The organism is Mycobacterium shigaense, assembly GCF_002356315.1.
In the GTDB taxonomy this organism is placed as follows: domain Bacteria; phylum Actinomycetota; class Actinomycetes; order Mycobacteriales; family Mycobacteriaceae; genus Mycobacterium; species Mycobacterium shigaense.
In genome coordinates this window covers 2,299,709-2,319,196 of record NZ_AP018164.1, presented here as the reverse complement: position 1 = coordinate 2,319,196, position 19,488 = coordinate 2,299,709, and the positions used below count along the sequence as shown (strand labels likewise).

The 19,488-nt window shown below is 66.7% G+C and carries 4 protein-coding genes; all 4 read right to left on the bottom strand.

Annotated features, from left to right (window positions below):
• Positions 1-23 precede the first annotated feature (23 nt).
• The 4 genes from MSG_RS10900 to MSG_RS10885 all read right to left on the bottom strand — a co-directional run bounded on the left by MSG_RS10900 (position 24) and on the right by MSG_RS10885 (position 18,769).
• Positions 24-254: an MbtH family protein gene (locus MSG_RS10900; protein WP_096439509.1), complete on the bottom strand. Its 231-nt coding sequence runs from the start codon at positions 252-254 to the stop codon at positions 24-26.
• Positions 255-594: 340 nt separating this feature from the next.
• Positions 595-8,187, bottom strand: coding sequence for a non-ribosomal peptide synthetase (locus MSG_RS26135; protein WP_408632023.1), 7,593 nt, complete (start codon positions 8,185-8,187; stop codon positions 595-597).
• A gap of 35 nt (positions 8,188-8,222) precedes the next feature.
• Complete coding sequence (locus tag MSG_RS26130; protein ID WP_096439505.1) at positions 8,223-18,449, bottom strand: non-ribosomal peptide synthetase; 10,227 nt, start codon at positions 18,447-18,449, stop codon at positions 8,223-8,225.
• Positions 18,450-18,538: 89 nt separating this feature from the next.
• Entirely contained in the window at positions 18,539-18,769 is a 231-nt protein-coding gene (locus MSG_RS10885) for an MbtH family protein (RefSeq protein ID WP_096439503.1), read from the bottom strand.
• Positions 18,770-19,488 lie beyond the last annotated feature (719 nt).

Here is a 19,488-nt window from a genome sequence, read left to right as displayed (position 1 = left end):
CGTTATTCAGATGCCCAGCTGGCTCAGTTATCAAAACTCCTGCCCCCTGCCAGCCTTTCGCGCAGACTCTTAGGGCGGATGTCAGTCCAGTTCTGTTCGATGTAGTCCAAGCACGCAGCGCGGTCGGCTTCCCCAAAAACCACCCGCCACCCAGCCGGAACATCGGCGAACACCGGCCACAGACTGTGCTGCTCTTCGTCGTTGACCAAGACGAAAAAGCTGCCATTCTCGTCGTCGAACGGATTGACGCTCACCAGCTCCCCAGACCCTCAGTTGATATGAATCCAACCGCCCAAACGATACGGGAGCGCGGCAGGGTCAGTTTGGGGTTTCGGGAAAGTTTTCGTTGTCCTTGGTCACAGTCGCCACCGCCCACTTCACCCACGAGATGTGGGTATCGCCGCAGCTAAGGGACCATCTGCGACATCGCACACAGCCGAAAAACTCTTAGCGTTTGGCGAGCCTTAGCACAGAACCGCCACAGCAATCACTGGGGATTTCCCCGCGATGGACCATCTCCACGCCTGGCCCCACCACCCCTCCGCCCCGGTGAATCCAGGGCAAGCCGTGCTGTAACGCGCGACCATTCGCGCGTTACAGCAGCCCCACCATTTGCAAGTCGGTTGCGTATTTGAGGATCGTCGGGGCCGACACGTGCGGGATGTCGTTGTCCGGGCCGATTTTGGCCTCCTGCACCGCGGCACGGAACCGGTCGGCCGAAGCCAAAGAACCGTGCACGGGCTCGATCGGCTGCAAATCCGTGTGCAACAACAATAACAATACTTCGAGCACCGAATTCTGCCGCTGAGGCTCTGGCAACTCGCGCAATCCCGCTTCAAACCGTGATAACCAGTCTTTGAAGTTGTCGACACGTTCGATCGGATAACCCGCCTCGATTATCCAATCCACAAACTCGTCAAGTCCGATGCCGTCATCGTGGGGATTCATAACGTGGTAGGTCTCGAATCCCTCGACCACCGCGGCACCCAATGCAGCAATCGCCTCAGCGACGAATCGTACCGGCAAGCCATCGAAATGCGAACGCTGTCGCCGTCCCTGAGAATCCAGCTGATAGAACGATGCCGGTGCCACACCCGTGGCCACCAAACTCAGCACCATGCGGGTGAACATATCCGCGACGTTGAATTGACCCGCATACGCGGTATCCACCAAAATCACGTCGCAACGGAACACCGATACCGGTAGCCCGCACAGGTCGTGGGCCTCGCGCAGTAAGACCTCACCAGCCCATTTGCTGTTGCCGTAGCCGTTAGCCAATGTCGCGTCGATTACCCGCGTGGGGCTGACCACGCGAATGTCGGCGTCCTCGGTAAACGCCTCCGAATCCACCTGACGTCCCACGTCAGCGGTCGAAACGTAGGCATACTGCTTGAGCTTGCTCGTCAGAGCCAGCCGGATTAATTCCGCGGTTCCGACCACATTGGGCTCGAACAATTCGCTGTACGGCAATACCGCATTAACCAGGGCTGCCGAGTCCACGATCAGATCCACGGAGTCGGCCAGCCGCTGCCACACCTGCTCGTCCAGACCCAGGTTGGCCTCGCCCTTGTCGCCGGCGATGACCTCCAGGTGACCGGCGGCCAACTGCCGGAAGTGCCGCAGCAGTTCGGCGTCGCCGCTGTCGAAGGTCTTGTCCAGCCGTGCCCAGGCATCCTCGTCGGACTTCGCCCGCACCAGGCAGATCAGCTTGCCCCCGCCCAGCTCCATCTGCTCGAGCCACTCCAGCACCAGGTAACGCCCGATGAATCCGGTAGCCCCGGTCAACAGCACGGTGTTGATCTCGCCGGTCGGGGCCGCCAGCGTGGGAGCGGTGCTGAGCGTTGCGTCGTCGATGAACTTGTCCAGCGTCAGATCGCGGGCGTGCACCTCGGTGGCGCCGTGCCCGTGCACCGCGGCGAAGTGCGCATTGCTGGCGGCGGGGTCGGCGCCATGTGTGCCGATGAGCTGGCTCAGGGTGCGCACCGTCGGCGCATCGAACAGGCTACGCACGCCGAGCTGCACACCCAGTGCGGTGTTGATCGACGCGATCACCCGCATGGCCGACAGCGAGTTTCCGCCGAGGTTGAAGAAGGAGTCCTCGACCCCGATTCGCTCCAGGCCCAGCACCTGGGCGTAGATACCCGCCAGGGTCTCCTCGATCGGGCTGGCCGGGGCGACGTAGGTGCCGGCGTCCTGGTACTCCGGGACCGGCAACGCACGCTTGTCGAGCTTGCCGTTGACCGTCAGCGGCAAGGCGGCCACCGGCACGACCGCGGCTGGAACCATGTAGCTCGGCAGCCGCTCCGCAAGTTGGGCGCGCAGATCCGCCGGGTCCGCGGCTCCGGTGACATAGCCGACGAGGCGCTTGTCGCCGGGACGATCCTCGCGGGCGATCACGGCCGTCTGGCCCGCGCCCTCGAGTTCAGCCAGGGCGGCCTGGATCTCGCCGAGTTCGATGCGGTGCCCGCGGATCTTGACCTGTTCGTCGGTACGGCCCAGGTACTGCAGCTGGCCGTCCGGACGCCAGCTCACCAGATCCCCGGTGCGATACATGCGTTCGCCCGCGCCGCCGAAGGGGCAGGCCACGAACCGGGAGGCCGTCAAGCCCGACCGACGCGCGTATCCGCATCCCACGGCCCGGCCGGCGGCATACAGCTCACCAACCACGCCGGGCGGCACCGGACGCAGCCAGCCGTCCAGGACGAACAGCGCCGTGCCCGGCAGCGGCGAACCGATCGGCGGCGCACCGGACCCCGGCGTCAGTGGCGCGCTCAGGGTCACCCACATCGTGGCTTCCGTCGGGCCGTATTCGTTAATCATCACCCGGCCCGGCGCCCACCGCTCCACGATCTCGGGCGGGCACGCTTCGCCGCCGACGAGGAGTGCGACCGAGTCCAGGCCCTCGGGAGACAAAGCCCCTACGGCAGAAGGGGTTTGACACAAGACGTTGACTTTTTGCGTGACGAGGAGCTCGCGGAAGTCCTCGGGCGAGGCCGCCACCGCCTCGGGCACCACCACCAGGCGGCCACCGCGCAGCAGGGCGCCGTAGATCTCCCAGCCCGAGATGTCGAAGCTGTACGAGTGCCACTGTGACCACACCTGCTCGTGCGCCGGGGGCAGACCGCCGTCCAGCGTCTCGAACAGCTGGGTGACGTTGTGGTGGTAGATCGCCACACCCTTCGGGACACCCGTCGTTCCCGAGGTGTAGATGACGTAGGCGATGTCGTCGGGAGCCGGCGCCGGCAACGGCGCGGCATCCTGCGTGGCGATCCGGGGATCGGCGATGTCGATTACCGTCACGTCGAAGGCGTCCAGCCGGGATCGCAGGGCCGCGGTGGTGATCGCCGCCACCGGCGCGGCATCGTCGATCAGGAACTCCAGCCGGGCCTCGGGCACTGCCGGGTCGATCGGCAGGTAGGCCGCTCCGGTCTTCAGGACCGCCAGCATCGACAGGATCGCCTCGGCTGAGCGGGAGTACAACAGCGCCACCCGCTCCCCCGGGCCGACCCCCTGATCGGCCAACACATGCGCCAACCGGTTCGCGGTCTCGTCGAGCTCGCGATAGGTCCACGACCGCTCCCCGTCGTTCAGCGCGACCGCGTCAGGGGTGCGCGCCAACTGCGCGGCGAACATCGCCGGGATCGACGTCCGCGTCGCCGGCTGAGCCAACACTGCCCGGTTGCTCCACTCGTCGAGCCGAGCGCGTTCACGCTCGTCCAGCAGATCGATCGAGGACAGGCGGCGGGTGGGCTCGACGGTCATGGCCAGCACGACGCGCTGCAGCCGGTCGATCAGGGCGTCGATACCGGCCTGGTCGAACACGTCGGTGTCGTATTCCACCCGAAGGCCGAGTTCGTTGCCCGGCAGGGCCTGCACCGACAGCGGGTAGTGGTTGTACTCGCGGCTGTTGAACCCGGTGACCGACAGTCCGCCGAGACCGACCAGGGCGGTGGTGTCGACAGGGTAGTTCTCGTACATGAAGATCGTGTCGAACAACTGGTCGTGGCCGGTGACGCGGTGAATCTCGCTGAGCGCCAGGTGTTCGTGCTCGAGCGTGTTGTTGTGGTCGCTCTGCAGCTGGCCCAGCAGGTCTGCCGTGGTGGTAGCCGTGTCGATCTTGGCTCTGACCGGCACCGTGTTGAGCAACAGGCCGACCATCGAGTCGGCGCCGGGCACGTCGGTGGGCCGACCGGAGACCACGATGCCGAAGGCGACATCGCGCTGGCCCGTCAACCCGCACAGCAGCTGCGCCCACGCGGCCTGCAGCACCGTGTTGACCGTCGTGCGCTGCGAGCGCGCCAACTCACCCAGCGCCCGCGTGGTGTCCTCCGGCACCCGGAACGACGAGACGCCGCGCTGCCCCAGCGCCAACCGCTGCGGCGGGGCCACCAAGGTGGGCGCCTCAAATCCGGCGAAGACCTCGGTCCAGGCCGCTTCGGCGGCCGGGTAATTCCGATCGGCCAGCCAGTTGACGAACCGGCGATACGACGCGGGCGCGCCGAGGTGCTGGCCGTAGTACGTGGTGAAGATTTCCTGCAGCAGGATCGGCATCGACCAACCGTCGAGCACGATGTGGTGATTGGTCAGCACGAACCGGTGCTGGTCGGCGGAGGTGCGAATCAAGGCCGCCCGGAATGCCGGCTGGTGGGCCAGGTCGCAGACCGCGGCGCGCTCTTCGGTGCACACGCGCTGGACCTGATCCTCGATGTCGGCGTCGTCGGCGTCGAGTTGCACGTAGCGCCAGGCGATTTCGGGATCGGTGGCAAGGACCTGTACCGGCCTGTCGAACTGGTCGCAGAAGTGCGCGACGAGGTTCGGGTGCCGGGTAACCGCATTGTGCACCGCCTCGCGCAGCCGATGCTCGTCCAGCTCGCCGGCCAGGCCGAGGTCCAGCTGTACCGCGTACAGCTCACTGAGGTCGCTGGGATCCTGGGCGAAACTGGCATGGAACAGCAGGCCCTCTTGCAGCGGGGTCAACGGCAGCACGTCGGCGATATGGTGCTGGCGCTCGAGTTCGTCGATCTGCTGCTGGGTGAGTCGCGCCGGCAGGATGTCGGACGGGGTCAGCCCGCCACCGCCCTGCCGCACGTAGGTGCAGATGCCGGCCAGCGCTTCAAACCACAACCGGCTCAGCTCGTCGATTCGCGCGTCGTCGACCGCCGATGGCGACCACGTCCAGTTGGCTTCCAGATGTGGACCGGCATCGGTGTCGAGAGTGACGGCGTTGAGGCCGACGGTGTGCATCAGCGGCATCGGGACGACCGTCGCCGCGCCGCTCGACAGACCCTCCGGGCCGACGCGCCACAGTTCCTCGGACAGCTCCGCGCCACCGCCCATGCGGCCCAGGTAATTGAATCCGATCACCGGTTCCGAATCGCCCAGGTCGACGTCGGAGTTCAGGTACCGGAGCACCCCGTACGACAGCGGGTCGGGCAGGGCCCGCAGCTGCTCCTTCGCGTCCTTGACGAGGGCACCCAAAGCTGCTTCACCAGAAGCTATTTCGTCCCAGTCTAGGCTGCCGACGGTCAGCGCCACCGGGTACTTGGTGGTGAACCAGCCCACGGTGCGCGACAGGTCAACGTCCGGCCCGAGCTCCTCATGCCGCCCGTGCCCCTCGACGTCGATACCGATCGGCGCCTGCGTGTCCAGCAGCTTCGCCCAGGCCAAACCAAAAGCGATCAACAAGATGTCGTTGACCCCGGCATGGAACGCCGCCGGCACCTCACCCAGCAACAGCCGCGTCGTCTCCACATCCAGCGACACCGTCAAGTTGTGCGCGTTGTCATAGGTGTCCCCGGGACCCACCGGGGCCAGCGGCGCTGGAGTTGCCGCAATCTCCCGCCACGTTTCGGCGGAGTCCACCACCGCCGCATCGTGAGCGTGCTCGCCCAGCAGTGCCGACCAGCGCCGGAACGAGGTGCCCACCGGGGGCAACGCCACCGGCTGCCCGCTGTGGTGCTGCACCCAGGCGATGTTGAGGTCTTCCAGCAGCACCCGCCACGACACCCCGTCGACGGCAAGGTGATGAATGATCAACGCCAACTGGCGAGTTGACTCGGCCCACACCGCGCTCAGCATCACACCGTCGGCTGGGTTCAGCTTCGAGCGAGCCGCGACCAGTATCTCGTCGGACAATGCGTCCGCGGCTTGCACACACGCGCTCGCGTCGACCGAGCCTGGCTCGGGCACGGACAGCGACCAACCCCCCGCCCCGTCGTCTTCTACCCGCAGCCGCAGCATGTCGTGGCGATCCAGCAAGGCCTGCAACACAGCGACGACGTCGGCCTGACTGACCCCGGCAGGGGCGTCGACCACCACCGTCTGGTTGAACTGATCGACTTGACCGTCGACATCGTGCAGCCAGTGCATGATCGGCGTGGCCTCCAGCGGGCCCACGCCCTCGTCGACCACGCTGCCTGCGCCACCGACCGTGGCCACCTGCGCCAAGCGGGCCACCGTCTGCTCGACGAACACGTCGCGCGGGCGGCACAGCACGCCGGCGGCCCGGGCCCGGGCCGCCACCTGCATCGACAAAATGCTGTCGCCACCCAGGTCGAAGAACGAATCGTCGACCCCGACCCGCTCGAGCCCCAGCACCTGGGCATAGATATCGGCCAGGATCTCCTCGACCGCGGTTGACGGGGCACGGTAGCGGTCCACGTCCTGGTATTCCGGTGCGGGCAGCGCCCGCTTGTCGAGCTTGCCGTTCGGCGTCAACGGCAGCGTCTCGAGGACCACGATCGCGACCGGCACCATGTAGGCCGGCAATCGCTCGCCGAGTTGGGCGCGGAGTTCGGCGGGGTCGGCGGTGCCGGTGATGTAGCCGACCAGGCGCTTATCGCCGGGGCGGTCCTCGCGGGCGATCACCACAGCCGACTCCACCCCGGTCAAAGCGGCCAGCGCAGAACGGATTTCGCCGAGTTCGATGCGGTAGCCGCGGATCTTGACCTGCTCGTCGGCGCGGCCCAGGTACTCGAGCTGCCCGTCGGAGGCCCAGCGCACCAGATCCCCGGTGCGATACATCCGCGTTCCGGATCCCCCGAACGGGCAGGCTACGAATCGCGACGCGGTCAGCCCGGGCCGGCCGAGGTAGCCGCACCCAACGCCAGTGCCGGCGACGTACAACTCGCCGACCACGCCGGCCGACACGCGGCGTAAACCCGCGTCGAGCACGAATAGCGCAGCCCCGGACACCGGGGCGCCGATCGGGACCGAACCGGATCCCGCCTCCAGCGGGGCGCTCAACGTGGCGTAGACGGTGGTCTCGGTGGGGCCGTATCCGTTGATCATCACGCGTCCGGGGGCCCACTGATCCACGACTTCGGCCGGGCACGCCTCGCCGGCCACGATCAGCGCGGCGGACTCCAGCCCCTCTTGCGCCAAAGCCGCCACCGCAGTGGGTGTTTGGCTCAGCACGCTGACCTGCTTGGCCACCAGCAACGCATGGAAATCGTCCGGCGAGGCCGTCACCGACTCGGGCACCACGACCAGATGTCCGCCACCCAGCAGCGGGGCCCAGATCTCCCACACGGAGTAGTCGAATGCCAACGAGTGGCACTGCGTCCACACACCGGCGCGATCCAGGCCCTCGTCCAGCGATTCGAACAGCCGGGTCACGTTGTGATGGGTGACCGCAACACCTTTGGGCACACCGGTGGTGCCCGAGGTGTAGATGATGTGGGCAAGGTTCGCCGGGGCGGGCAACGGCAGCGCCGTGCTCGGCTGGTCCGCGACGCGGGGATCGTCGACCTCGACGACCGTCACGTCAAATCCGTCCAGCCGCGACCGCAGGCTCGCGGTGGTCAGGACGACGATAGGGGCCGCGTCTTCGATGACGAACTTCAGTCGGGCCTCGGGCACCACCGGGTCGATCGGCAGATAGGCGGCGCCGGCCTTGAGCACGGCCAAGATCGCGACGATTGCCTCGGCCGAACGCGAAAACAGCAGCGTCACATACTGTCCGGGCCCGACACCCTGGCCGGCCAGCAGGTGCGCCAACCGATTGGCGGCCTCGTCGAGTTCGCGGTAAGTCCACGACTGCTCGCCGCAACTCAGCGCCACCGCCTCGGGAACGCGGCTCACCTGTTCGGCGAAAGCGGCCGGAATGGATACCGGTGTGGTGGGACGGGTCAGTACGGCGCGGTTGCCCCACTCATCGAGGCCAGCATGCTCATCGGCGTCGAGCAGATCGAGAGAAAGGAGCCGACGTGTTGGGTCGGCACTCATGAGTCCTGCCCTGAAGCGGTCATGGCCACCAGTACGCGCTGGAGCCGTTGGATGAGTTTTTCGATGCGGGTGGTGGTGAACAGCTCGGTGTCGTATTCGACGCGAAGACCGATCTCGTGCCCGGGCACCGCCTGCACCGTCAGCGGATAGTGATTGTACTCCCGACTCGTGTAGTCGGCCACGGCCAACCCGTTGCTCCCCACCAGCGCGCTCGTGTCGATCGGGTAGTTCTCGTAGACGAACAGGGTGTCGAACAGCTGGTCGTGACCCGTGACCCGGTGAATGTCGCGCAGCGCCAAGTGCTGGTGCTCGAGGGTGTCGTTGTAGGCGCCCTGCAGCTGCTCGATCAGGTCGGCGATGGTGGTCGAGGCGTTGATGCTCGCGCGCACCGGCACGGTGTTGATCAGCAACCCGACCATCGAGTCCGCCCCGGCCACTTCCGTGGGCCTGCCGGACACGGCCGTGCCGAAGGCGACGTCGTGGCGACCGGTCAGCCAGACCAGCAGCTGCGCCCAGGCGGCCTGCAGCACGGTGTTGACCGTCGTGTGCTGCGAGCGGGCCAGCTCGCCCAGCGCCGCGGTGGTCTCGGCGGGCACGGTGAACGAGGCAACATCGCGGCGCCCCAACCGTTCCCGACCGGCCTCCGCGACCAGCGCCGGGTGGTCGAAGCCGGCGAACACCTCGGCCCAGGCCGCTTCGGCGGCGGGCTTGTCGCGCTCGGACAACCAGGACACATACCGTCGGTAGGAGGTGGGCGTTCCCAGCTGCTGGCCATAGTAACCTGCGAAAATCTCTTGCAGCAGAATCGGTTTCGACCAACCGTCCATCACGATGTGATGATTGGTCAGCACAAACCGGTGCCGGTCCTCGCCGGTACGCAGCAGCGCCGCCCGGAACGCGGGCTGATGGGCCAGATCGCAGATCGCCGCACGCTCGGCCGCACACACCCGCTCCACCTGCGCCTCGAGGGCGTCGCCCTCGAGCTCGAGGTAGCGCCACGGCGCCGCCGGTTCGGCCGGGATGATCTGGACGGGCTCGTCGTAGTGGTCACTGAACCGGGCCACCAGGTGCGGATGCCGGCGCACGACCGACTGCACCGCGTCATGCAGGCGCTGCGCGTCCAGCGGGCCGGTCAACGTCACGCACAGCTGCACGGCGTACAGATCACCCAGGTCGTCACCGCTGCCGTGCGTGATGCTGGTGTGGAAGAACAGGCCCTGCTGCAGCGGGGTCAACGGCAGCACGTCGGCGAGGTCGTATTCGCGCTCGATCTCGTCGATCTGCTGCTGGCTCAACCGCGCCGGCGCCAGATCCGACGGAGTCAGGCCGCCACCGCCGCCGCGCACATAGGCGCAGATCCCGGCCAGCGCCTCGAACCACAGTTCGTGGAGCCGGTCGATTTCTACGGCATCGAGCGCCGAGGCGGCCCAGGTCCAGTTGGCCTGCAACTGGGGCCCGGACTCGTCGTCGAGGGTGACCGCGTTGAGCTCCAGGGAGTGGGCCAGCGGCAGGGGCACCACGGTGGCCGCACCCCGGGTCAAACCGTCGGGGCCCAACCGCCACAGGTCGTCGGACAGCTCCGCGGCGCCACCCATGCGGCCCAGGTAGTTGAACCCGATCGACGGGTCCGACTCCCCGAGCTCGACATCAGGGTTCAGGTAGCGCAGCAACCCGTAGGTCAACGGGTCGGGCAGCGCGCGCAACTGCTCCTTGGCGTCCTTGACCAACGTCCCCAACGCCGCTGCACCAGAAGCGATCTGGGACCAATCCAGGCCGCCCACGTTCAACGCCACCGGGTACTTGGTGGTAAACCAACCCACCGTGCGCGACAGGTCGACCTCCGAGGACAACTCCTCGTGGCGCCCATGACCCTCGACATCGATCCCGATCGGCCCAGCAACGCCGCGAAGCTCCCGAAGGGCCAAACCGAAGGCGATCAGCAAGATGTCGTTGACGCCGGCGTGGAACGCCGCGGGCACCTCACCCAGCAGCGACCGCGTGGTCTCGACATCCAACGACACCGACAACGTCTGCGCGGTGTCATACGTATCCTCGGGCTGCACGGCCGGCAACACCGCGTTGGTGGCCGCCACCTGCCGCCAGGCCTCGGCCTGATCGACGACGGCGGGACGGCGGGCGTGTTCATCGAGCAGCAGCGACCAACGAGCGAACGACGTTCCACCGGTGGGCAATTCGATGGCCTGCCCGCTGTGGTGCTGGGCCCAGGCGATGTTGAGGTCCTCGAGCAGCACCCGCCACGACACCCCGTCAACAGCCAGGTGATGAACAATCAACGCCAACTGCCGCGTCGACTCCGCCCACAGCGCGCTCAGCATCACCCCCGCGGCCGGATCCAACCTGCACCGACCCGCGATCAGTTCCGCATCGGACAGCTCCTGCACCGACTCCACGCACATCGCGGCGTCCACCGTGCCCACCTCGGGCACGGTCAGCGACCACTGCTCATCGACACGCAGCCGCAGCATCGCGTGGCGATCCAGCAGCGCCTGCAGCACCACCACCACGTCGTCGCGGGTGACACCAGCCGGCGCGTCCAGCACCACGGTCTGGTTGAACTGCTCCACCGGCCCATCAACACTCTTGAGCCAGTGCATGATCGGCGTGCTCACCACCGGCCCGATGCCCTCGTCGGCCAGCAGATCCTCGGCGCTGGCGACCGTGACCACAGTCGCCAACCGGGCCACCGTCTGCTCAACGAAAATGTCACGCGGACGGCACAACACGCCGGCCGCCCGCGCCCGAGCGGCCACCTGCATCGACAAAATACTGTCGCCACCCAGATCGAAGAACGAATCGTCCACGCCCACCCGCTCCAAGCCCAACACCTGGGCATAGATGCCGGCCAGGATCTCTTCGACCGCCGTCACCGGCGCCCGATAGCCGCCGCCGCTCTCCTGGTATTCCGGAGCCGGCAAGGCCCGAACATCCAGCTTGCCGTTGACCGTCAACGGCAAGACCTCCACGGCCACCACCGCAGCGGGCACCATGTAGGCCGGCAACCGCTCGCCCAGCTGAGCGCGCAGCTCGACAGGGTCCGCCTCACCGGTCACATAACCCACCAGCCGCTTGTCGCCGGGACGGTCCTCGCGGGCGATCACCACCGCCTGCTCGACACCCTCCAAATCGGCCAGGGCCGAACGGATTTCGCCCAGCTCGATGCGGTAGCCGCGGATCTTGACCTGCTCGTCAGCGCGCCCGACGTAACGCAGCTGCCCGTCAGCACCCCAACGCACCAGATCCCCGGTGCGATACATCCGCTCACCTGCCCCACCGAAGGGGCACGCCACAAACCGCGTCGACGACAAATCCGGCCGACCGATATAACCGGAAGCCAGACCCGCACCCGCCACATACAACTCGCCCACGACACCAGCGGCCACCGGCCGCAACCAGCCATCGAGCACGAAAAAGCCAAGGTGATCCAGCGGCACCCCGATCGGGCTCACGGCAGTCTCTACATCGGCGTCGACGATCTCGCGGAACGACGCGTGCACCGTCGTCTCGGTGATGCCATACATATTGATCAGCCGCGGCGGCCCGGGATGGTTATGCATCCACGCCGAAAGCCGCTGCGGCTCAAGGGCTTCCCCACCAAACACCACGGTCTGCAACTTCAGCTGATGACCCAACTCCGGCGAGAGCGCATCCGCGGTCTGCAACGCATAAAACGCCGACGGCGTCTGACTCAACACACCCACATGCTCGGCAGCCAGCAACGCATGCAGATCTTCGGGCGAACGCACCACCGCGTCGGGCACCACCACCACCCGGCCCCCACCCAACAACGCACCGAAGATCTCCCACACCGAGAAGTCGAAAGCCAGCGAATGGCACTGCGACCACACCTGACCCAACTCCAGCTCCGCGTCCAGCGCCTCCAGCAACCGGACCACGTTACGATGCGTCACCGCAACACCTTTCGGCGTACCCGTCGTACCCGAGGTGTAAATGATGTACGCAACATCGTCGGCGCTCAGCCCCATCAACGCAGTGCTGGCCTGACCGGCGAGGCCGGGATCGTTGACATCGACGATTGCCACGTCGTAACCGTCAAAACGCTCGCGCAACTCGGCGGTGGTCACCGCCGCGACCGGCGCCGCGTCGCCAAGCATGAAACGCGTGCGCGACACCGGGTGCGCGGGATCCATCGGCAGATACGCCGCCCCCGTCTTGAGCACCGCCATGATCGCCACAATCGCCTGAGCCGACCGCGGCAACAACAACGCCACCCGCTCACCGGGGCCCGCTCCCCGGACAGAAAGCACGTGCGCCAAGCGATTCGACGCCTCGTCAAGCTCCCGATAGGTCATCGAACGACCCTGGAACGTCAGCGCGGCCGCATCCGGCATCCGCGCCACCTGCCCCGCGAACAGCACGGGAATCGACACCGGTATACCGGCCGAACGGGTCAGTACCGCGCGGTTGCCCCACCCGTCGAGTCGTGCGTGCTCGCGGTCGTCGAGCAGATCGATCGACGACAGGCGCCGCTCCGGGTCCGCGGTCATGGCCGCCAACACCCGTCGCAACCGCTCCATGAGGGCCTCGATCGCCGCGTCGTCGAACACCTCGGTGTCGAACTCCACGCGCAGACCCAGCTCCTGGCCGGGATGCGCCACCATGGTCAGCGGGTAGTGATTGTACTCACGATTGGTGAAGTCGGTGATCGACAGGCCGTTGATGTCGCCCAGCGCCGACGCGTCGACCGGGTAGTTCTCGTAGACGAACAAGGTATCGAACAGCTGGTCAAGCCCGGTGATGCGGTGGACATCCCGCAGCGCCAGGTGCTGATGCTCGACCGTGTCGTTGTGCGCGGTCTGCAGCTGGTCGAGCAGCTCCGCGGTGGTGGTGGCCGACGTCAGGTTGGCCCGCACCGGGACCGTATTGATCAACAGCCCGACGATCGACTCAGCACCGACCATGTCGGTCGGCCGACCGGACACCGCGGCACCGAACGCCACATCCTGGCGACCGGTCAGGCCGCACAGCAGCTGAGCCCACGCGGCCTGCAGCACCGTGTTGACCGTCGTGCGCTGCGCACGGGCCAGCTCACCCAGCGCCTCCGTCATCTCGGCAGACACCGTGAACGAGGCGACGCTGCGCTGTCCGTGCGTCAGCTTCTCCGGCGGGCCCACCAGGGTGGGGGTGTCGAACCCGGCCAGCACTTCGCCCCAAACCGCCTCGGCCGCCGCCCGGTCACGCTCGGCCAGCCACGTCACGAACCGGCGATAGGGCACCGGCGCACCCAGATGGTGTCCGTAGTAGCCGGCGAAGATTTCCTGCAGCAGGATCGGCATCGACCAACCGTCGAGCACGATGTGGTGGAAAGTCAGCACAAATCGGTGCTGGTCCGCGCCGGTGCGCAGCAGGGCACCCCGGAAGACGGGCTGACCGACGACGTCGCAGACGGCCGCTCGCTCGGCCGCACAGATCCGCGCGACCTGCTCACCGGTGTCGCCGCCGTCGAGTTCGATGTACTGCCACGCCGCGACCGGGTCAGCCGGGACGACCTGCACCGGCTCGTCGAACTGGTCGTAGAAGCGCGCTGCCAGATGGGGGTGCCGACGCACCACCGACTGCACTGCCTCGCGCAACCGGTGCGGGTCCAGCTCACCGGCCAAGGCGATGTCCAGCTGCATCGAGTACAGCTCGCCCATGTCGTCGACGTCGTCGGTCGCGCTGGCATGGAAGAACAAGCCCTGCTGCAGCGGCGTCAGGGGCAGCACGTCGGCGATCTTGTGCTGGCGCTCGAGGTCGTCGATCTCGGGCTGGCTCAACCGGGCCGGCGTCAGGTCCGATGGAGTCAGCCCGCCGCCACCGCTGTGCACGTGCGTGCAGATCCCGGCCAGCGCCTCGAACCAGTAGCGGCTGAGCCGTTCGATCTGGGTGTCGTCGATCGCCCCCGGCGCCCAAGTCCAGTTCGCCTGCAGGTGCGGGCCGGCGTCGGAGTCCAGGGTGGCGGCATTGACTTCCACGGTGTGCATCAGCGGCATCGCTACCACGGTGGCCGTCCCACTGAACAGGCCATCGGGGCCCACGCGCCAGAACTGGTCGGACAGCTCCGCGGCGCCGCCCATGCGGCCCAGGTAATTGAACCCGATCACCGGGTCCGCCCCGGCCAGGTCCACCTCTGTGTTCAGGTACCGCAGCAGCCCGTAGGTCAGCGGATCCGGCAGGGCCCGCAACTGCTCCTTGACGGCCTTGACCAGCGTCCCCAGCGCAGCTCCCCCGGCGAGGACCGCGGCCCAATCCAACTCGCCGACGCTCAGCGCCACCGGGTACTTGGTGGTGAACCAGCCCACCGTGCGCGACAGATCCACATCGGCCGACAGCTCTTCGTGCCGCCCGTGGCCCTCGACGTCGATACCGATCGGCGTCGCCGTGCCGAGCAGCTTCGCCCAGGCCAAACCAAAAGCGATCAACAAGATGTCGTTGACCCCGGCGTGGAACGCCGCCGGAACCTCACCCAGCAACAGCCGCGTCGTCTCCACATCCAACGACACCGTCAAGTTGTGCGCGTTGTCATAGGTGTCCTCGGGCCCCACCGCGCGCAGCGCCGCGGGCGTCGCAGCGATCTGCCGCCATGTTTCTGCCTCGTCGACGATGTCGGCTCGGTGCGCATACTCGCCGAGCAGGGTGGACCAGCGGGCGAATGACGTTCCGCCGGTGGGCAATTCGATGGCCTGCCCGCTGTGGTGCTGGGCCCAGGCGATGTTGAGGTCTTCCAGCAGCACCCGCCACGACACCCCGTCGACGGCCAGGTGATGAATGATCAACGCCAACTGGCGCGTCGACTCCGCCCACACCGCGCTCACCACGACGCCGTCGGCCGGATGCAGCTTCGCCCGAGCATCGACCAGCACGTCATCGGACAGCGCATCCGCCACCTGCACACGCGCGCTCGCGTCGACCGAGCCGGGCTCGGGTACGGTCAGCGACCAGCCGCCGGCACCGTCGTCCTCGGCGCGCAGCCGCAGCATCGCGTGGCGATCGATGAGGCCCTGCAGCACCGTCACCACGTCGGCCTGGGTGACACCGGCCGGCGCGTCGACGACGACCGTCTGGTTGAACTGCTCCACCGGGCCCTCGACGCTGCGCAGCCAGCGCATGATCGGGGTGGCCGCCACGGGGCCCAGACCCTCGTCGACCACGCCCTCGACCTCGGTGGCGACCATGGCCACCTCGGCCAGCCGGGCGACCGTCTGCTCAACGAAAATGTCGCGGGGGCGGCAGAGCACTCCGGCGGCCCGGGCGCGCGCGGCCACCTGCATCGACAGAATGCTGTCGCCGCCCAGGTCGAAGAACGGCTCGTCGACGCCGACGCGCTCAAGACCCAACACCTGGGCGTAGATATCGGCCAGGATCTCCTCCACCACGGTCGACGGAGCCCGGTAGCCGCCACCGCGGTATTCCGGCGCCGGCAGCGCGCGGCGGTCGAGCTTCCCGTTGACCGTCAACGGCAGCGCGTCCAGGACCACGACCGCGGTCGGCACCATGTACGCCGGCAGCCGCTCGGCCAGCGCGGTGCGCGCCGCGCCCGGGTCTGCGGTTCCGGTGATGTAGCCGACGAGGCGCTTGTCGCCGGGGCGATCCTCGCGGGCGATCACCGCCGCCTGCTCGACGCCGTCCAGCCCGGCCAGCGCTGCCTGTACTTCGCCGAGTTCGATGCGGTAGCCGCGGATCTTGACCTGCTCGTCGGCGCGGCCCAGGTAGCGCAGCTGACCGTCGGCACCCCAGCGCACCAGGTCGCCGGTGCGGTACATCCGCTCGCCGCCCTCGGCGAAGGGGCAGGCCATGAACCGCGATGCCGTCAGCCCCGAGCGCCGGATGTATCCGGTGCCGACACCCCGGCCGGCGACGTAGAGCTCGCCGACCACGCCGGCGGGCACCGGGCGCAACCAGGCGTCCAGCACGAACAGCGCCGCACCCGGCACCGGCGACCCGATCGGCACCGCCCCGGATCCCGACTGCAGGGGTGCGCTCATGGCCGCGTACACCGTGGTCTCGGTCGGCCCGTACGCGTTGATCATGATCCGGCCCGGCGACCACCGGTCCACGACCTCGGTGGGGCATGCCTCACCAGCGACCATCAACGCCGTCGACTCCAAGCCGCGCGGCGACAACGCTCCGACGGCGGACGGCGTCTGGCCCAGCACACTGACCTTTTCGTTCACCAGCAGCGCATGCAAATCTTCGGGCGAGCTGGCCACCGACTCGGGCACCACGACCAGACGTCCGCCGTGCAGCAGCGCGGACCAGATCTCCCAGACCGAGACGTCGAAGCTGTATGAGTGCCATTGTGACCAAACCTGTTGGGGTGGCAGAGCATTCACCGACGTCACCAGTTGGGTGACGTTGTGGTGGGTGACGGCGACACCCTTCGGGACGCCGGTGGTGCCGGAGGTGTAGATGATGTGGGCGATGTCGTCCGGCGCCGGGACGGGCAGCGGCGTGCTGGGCTGGTCGGCGACGGCCGGGTCGTTGATGTCGACGACGGCCAACTCACAGCCCTCGAAGCGCTCGGCCAAGTCGCCGACCGTCAGCGCCGCCAGGGGCGTGGCGTCGGCCACCATGAACTGCAACCGCGCCGCAGGCAGGTTCGGATCGATCGGCAGGTACGCCGCACCGGTCTTGAGCACCGCCAGGATCCCGACGATCGCCTCGGCCGAGCGCGGCGACAGCAACGCCACGCATTCGCCCGGCCCCACGCCCCGGCCGGCCAGCAGATGCGCCAACCGGTTCGAGACCTCGTCCAGCTCACGATAAGTCAGCGACCGCTCACCACACCTCAACGCCACCGACTGCCCGACCCGCTCGACCTGCTCAGCCCACAACGCCGGGATCGACCTCGGCGTGGCCACTTCGGCAAGCACCGCCCGGTTTCCGAACTCGTCCAGGCCGGCTTGCTCGCCGGCATCGAGCACGTCGATCGACGACAGCCGCCGCGACGGGTCCGCCACCATCTCTGCCAGCACCTGCTCAAGACGCCGCGCCAAGTCAACGACCTCAAAATTCGACAACGGCCCACCAGCACCAGCCGTACTCAAGAACAACTCGTCGCCGTCGGCAGAAAAGATCAGCCCGAAACCACCCACCTGACCAGAGTTCGTGTAAGACGCCGTGGCCATCGCACCGCCAAAAGGCAGGCTAAAACCCGCAGGAATAAAGTTCAGGTTCGTACGCTCAGCCAGCCGACCCGACCCCCGCGCCTTACGCTCCAACGCATGCACCGGGAACCGCTGATGCGCCACCGCTTCCCGAATCCGCACGTTCACGTGCTCGCACAACTCAGCGACAGTCTTCTGCGGCGACACACTGATCACCAGCGGCACCACCCCGGCCACCATGCCAGGCAGCGTCTTAGCCTCCGGGCTGACCCGGCGGTTAACCGGGAAATCGAACACCACCTCAGCACCCTCACCGCTGAAGCCACGCACCAACAGCGCGCACGCCGCAGTGATCACCGCCGTCCGCGGCACATCCCAGCCACGAGCCAACTCCTCGACCCGGCCCACCAGCGCAGGATCCACCTGCACCGGCGCCGACGGCCACGGATCACGCTCGGCGGCCTCCAACGCGAAATCACCCGTGCTCTCGGCCGGCAGATTCTGCGTCCAGTACACCTCGTCCTGGCGATAGTCATCAGAGGATTCATAGGCCAATTCGCTATCGACCAGGTCTTGCAGCGACCCGAACAAACCCGTCGGCAACGGCGCACCAGAAACAATCGCCGAATACACCGACGCAATACGCTGCCCCACCAACACCACACCAGTTCCGTCAATGGCAATGTGATGCGCGCACGCCAGCAGATAAAACTCAGCCGACCGCGTCTTGAACAAGGCGAATCTAAATAACGGACCCGTCAACGGCATCGGAGTACGCTGAATCGACAACGCGATATCCCGGGCCTCTTGAACCGCGTTATCCGAACCGGTCAGGTCGTAAAACGCCAGTTCTACATCCGGGTAGTCCACCGCACGTTGGAAAACACGACCATCAACCTCAAAAAAGGCAGCACGAGCAGGCTCAGCCTCCTGCACCACCCGGCGAATAGCCCACTCAAGCGAACCCCGCTGCACCACGCCATCAATCCGCACGAAAAGACCAAGCTGCCACTCCGTTGACGACAACCCCGTCTCTTGCGCAAGCCAAATATCCAACTGCCCCCGCGTTAATGGAAACGCGAGATCGTCGATTTCCATCGGATTCCCCCAGAGCCCCTCCGCAGTCGGGTCGTCGACTTCGACCCGACTCCCCCTGAGACCTACTGGTCCCCCCATACCCAGGTGACTCACTTATCGAAACCCCGGGCCGCAGCTAGCCTTTCGCACAGACTCTTAGGGCAGATATCAGTCCAGTTCTGTTCGACATAATCGAAGCACCCGGCGCGGTCCGCTTCCCCAAAAACCACCCGCCACCCAGCCGGAACATCGGCGAACACCGGCCACAGACTGTGCTGCTCTTCGTCGTTGACCAAGACGAAAAAGCTGCCATTGTCGTCGTCGAGCGGATTGATGCTCACAGTTCTCCAGGACGTCTAGTCGAGATGAGTGGAACCGTCTCAAAACGATACTGGAGGTCAACAGGGTCAGTCCGGCGTTTGAAAAAACTTCCTGGTGTGACCCTTTTAGCACCCCCGACGCCGACCAGCATTACCGGTCGGCGCAGCACCACGACTATACCCGCGAGAAACCGACGACCAGTAGCAACGGGGCGATTGTGGCAATTCACACATGCCTGCGACAGCCATCAATGTGGGGTTTTCGCGGTCTTCACCTGGGAAAACGACTGATATCAGGCACCGGCCCTGCGGCCGTCGGTCCGCAGTCTCCCATCCCGTGCCACGAACGATGACTCTGACCGGCTGTGAGACACAAAACCCTTGTGCGCCAAGGCGGAACGGTCAATCAATCGCCAGCCGCGCTCGTCCCAAGGGGCTGTCGACTCGGCTGTTATTCCCAGCCGCCCCCCGTTACGCACAAGGTGTGCATAAAGACGCCCCATCGGCTTCCCAAAGTGTCGCTACGGAGACGACGGGCATGGTTTACTCTTCGGGACCCGGAGCCGCACTCACCGAGCGCTGCGCGTTTGAGGTGCCCGTCTTTCAGCAAGCCTGCGACGTGCGCCACATTCGATGTAACGTCAACGTGTCGCGGCCGATTGTCTAGTTGCATGGTCGAACGACCGGAACGTTCAGGGGTGTGGGAACGGTGGAAGGTTAGGTGCGGTGGCCGAACGCAG